The organism is Hyphomonas sp. (assembly GCF_040882205.1).
GTDB lineage: Bacteria > Pseudomonadota > Alphaproteobacteria > Caulobacterales > Hyphomonadaceae > Hyphomonas.
In genome coordinates, this window is sequence record NZ_JBBEBT010000294.1 from 1 (window position 1) to 2183 (window position 2183).

Annotated in this window: 4 protein-coding genes; 3 read left to right on the top strand and 1 reads right to left on the bottom strand. The window is 62.0% G+C overall.

The genetic code is table 11. From position 1 onward, the window contains the following. Window positions 1-114 precede the first annotated feature (114 nt). The 3 genes from tatA to tatC are packed head-to-tail and all read left to right on the top strand — an operon-like array spanning window position 115 to window position 1573. The gene (gene tatA, locus WEA77_RS12665; protein ID WP_368068245.1) at window positions 115-330 is read left to right on the top strand and encodes a twin-arginine translocase TatA/TatE family subunit; all 216 of its coding nucleotides are present in this window, start codon (window positions 115-117) and stop codon (window positions 328-330) included. Window positions 331-383: 53 nt separating this feature from the next. After that, on the top strand, window positions 384-773 hold the full coding sequence (gene tatB / locus WEA77_RS12670; protein WP_368068246.1) for a Sec-independent protein translocase protein TatB: 390 nt from the start codon (window positions 384-386) through the stop codon (window positions 771-773). Next, window positions 770-1573: a twin-arginine translocase subunit TatC gene (gene tatC, locus WEA77_RS12675; protein ID WP_368068247.1), complete on the top strand. Its 804-nt coding sequence runs from the start codon at window positions 770-772 to the stop codon at window positions 1571-1573. Before tatB ends, tatC begins: the two co-directional genes overlap by 4 nt. A 98-nt stretch (window positions 1574-1671) precedes the next feature. Here the strand turns inward: tatC and WEA77_RS12680 are convergent, their stop codons facing one another. After that, complete coding sequence (locus tag WEA77_RS12680; protein WP_368068248.1) at window positions 1672-1962, bottom strand: GIY-YIG nuclease family protein; 291 nt, start codon at window positions 1960-1962, stop codon at window positions 1672-1674. Between the last annotated feature and the right edge of the window lie 221 nt (window positions 1963-2183).

Consider the following 2183-nt stretch of genomic DNA (forward strand, 5'->3'; position numbering starts at 1 on the left):
CTCAAGGTGAGGGGCTTTTCTGTCTGGATTCCGCGACTTGCGACGGAGCGGCCTTTGCTGCCATAGTGGCCCCGAATTTGGCGCGCGCGCAGGCGCACTGTTGGAGATCGCATCATGGGACTGAGTTGGTCGCACATTCTGATCGTGGTCCTGCTGTTCGTACTCTTGTTCGGGCGCAACAAAATTTCCGAGCTAATGGGTGACCTCGCCAAGGGCATCAAGAGCTTCAAGGCGGGCATGGCCGATGACGAACCTGACGTCATCGAGCACAAGCCGGAAAAGCCCAAGCCGGCGAAACGCACCGCCGCCAGGAGCCGGAAATCGGGATAGTCCGGGCGGCGATGGCGGCCGCGTGAGCGGCCCAAGTCATGCGGCGCTGAATCATGTTCGACATCGGTTGGTCTGAGCTTCTGGTCATCGCCATCGTGGCGATCGTCGTGGTGGGGCCGAAGGAGCTGCCGAGGCTCATGCGCACCTTCGGCCATTATGCTGGCAAGCTGCGTCACGCGGCATCCGACTTCCAGCGCCAGTTCGAGGCGGCGATGGCCGAGAGCGAAGTCGACGCGGTGCGTAAGAACATCGACGGCATCCGCTCAGGCCTCGACCAGCCCGTAATGCTGCCGAAGCAGGAAAGCAGCCCGCCCGCCTCCATGGGACCGCCCTCAATGACGCCTGTACCGGTAGAGACGTCGTCGCCTAAGCGCGCGCCAACCAAGAGCAAGGCGAAACCGAAAACCGCCGCCAAGCGCCGCAAAGCCCCGGCCAAGTCATGAGCGACGAGGAAAACATCGAGGCCACCAAGGCGCCGCTGATGGAGCACCTGATCGAGCTTCGGCGGCGGCTGATGTGGGCGCTACTCGCGGTGTTCCTCGCCTTCATCGTCTGCTTCTGGTTCGCCAAGCCGATCTACAACCTGCTGCTATGGCCTTACCGGTTGGCGGCGGGGACGGACGCGCCGATCGAGCTGATCTACACCGCACCGCAGGAATTCTTCTTCACGCAGGTGAAGCTCGCGCTGTTCGGCGCCATCTTCATCGCCTTCCCGGTGATCGCCGCGCAGATTTACATGTTCGTGGCGCCGGGACTTTACCGCAGCGAGCGCCAAGCCTTCCTCCCGTTCCTCGTCGCCACGCCGGTCCTGTTCCTGCTCGGCGCGGCGCTGGTCTATTTCGTGGCCATGCCGCTGGCCATGACCTTCTTCCTGTCGATGCAGCAGACCGGCGACGCGCAGGTGCAGATCCATCTCACCGCCAAGGTCAGCGAATATCTGTCGCTGATCATGACGCTGATCATCGGCTTCGGCATCTGCTTCCAATTGCCGGTGCTGCTCACGCTGCTCGGCCGTGCCGGGCTGATCACCTCGGAAAGCCTGAAGAAATATCGCCGCCACGCCATACTCGGCGTGTTCGTCGTCGCCGCGGTCCTCACGCCGCCCGATCCCGTAAGCCAGATCGCGCTCGCCTTACCGACGGTGCTGCTCTACGAGCTTTCCATCTACGCGGTGCGCCTGGCCGAGAAGAAGCACGCCGCCTCGGCGGCCACCGCCGCCAAACCCGCCGGCAAACCGGCTTAGGCGGGGGATAACCCCTCGCGCTATCCCCGTTTCCGCGATTTTTTGATCAACCCAACCAACTCGTCATGGCCGGGCTTGTCCCGGCCATCCAATAGGGCCTATCGGCAGATTTCAACGTAGAGATCGGTCCAGGTCGGGTTCATCTTTTCGATGGTGCGGATCTTCCAGTCGCGCGACCAGTGCTTCATGGTTTTCTCGCGCTGAATCGCCGACGCTGCTGTTGCATGCTGCTCAAAATAGACGAGCTGTTTGATGCCGTAACGCTTGGTGTGGCCGGGAACCAAGTCCTCGCGGTGCTCGTAAACGCGCCGGATAAGATTGTTGGTGACGCCGATATAGAGCGCACCGTGGCGATGCTTGGCGAGAATGTAGACGTAAAACTCACGCATACAGGCAAGCTGACGCCCTATTGGGCCCCCGGGACAAGCCCGGGGGTGACGAAAAATTAGATTGGGAATTAGCGGGGATAGATGGGCGGCTTATCCCCGCCTCTGAATCCGCGGGTTACACTGCGCGCACCTCGTCCGGTTGAAGGGCGTTTCATGAGGCGATCTTGAGGCGGGACGGGGTGCGGTGTCCCGCGGGTCAGGCTTCGCAAGCTTGACGCTCG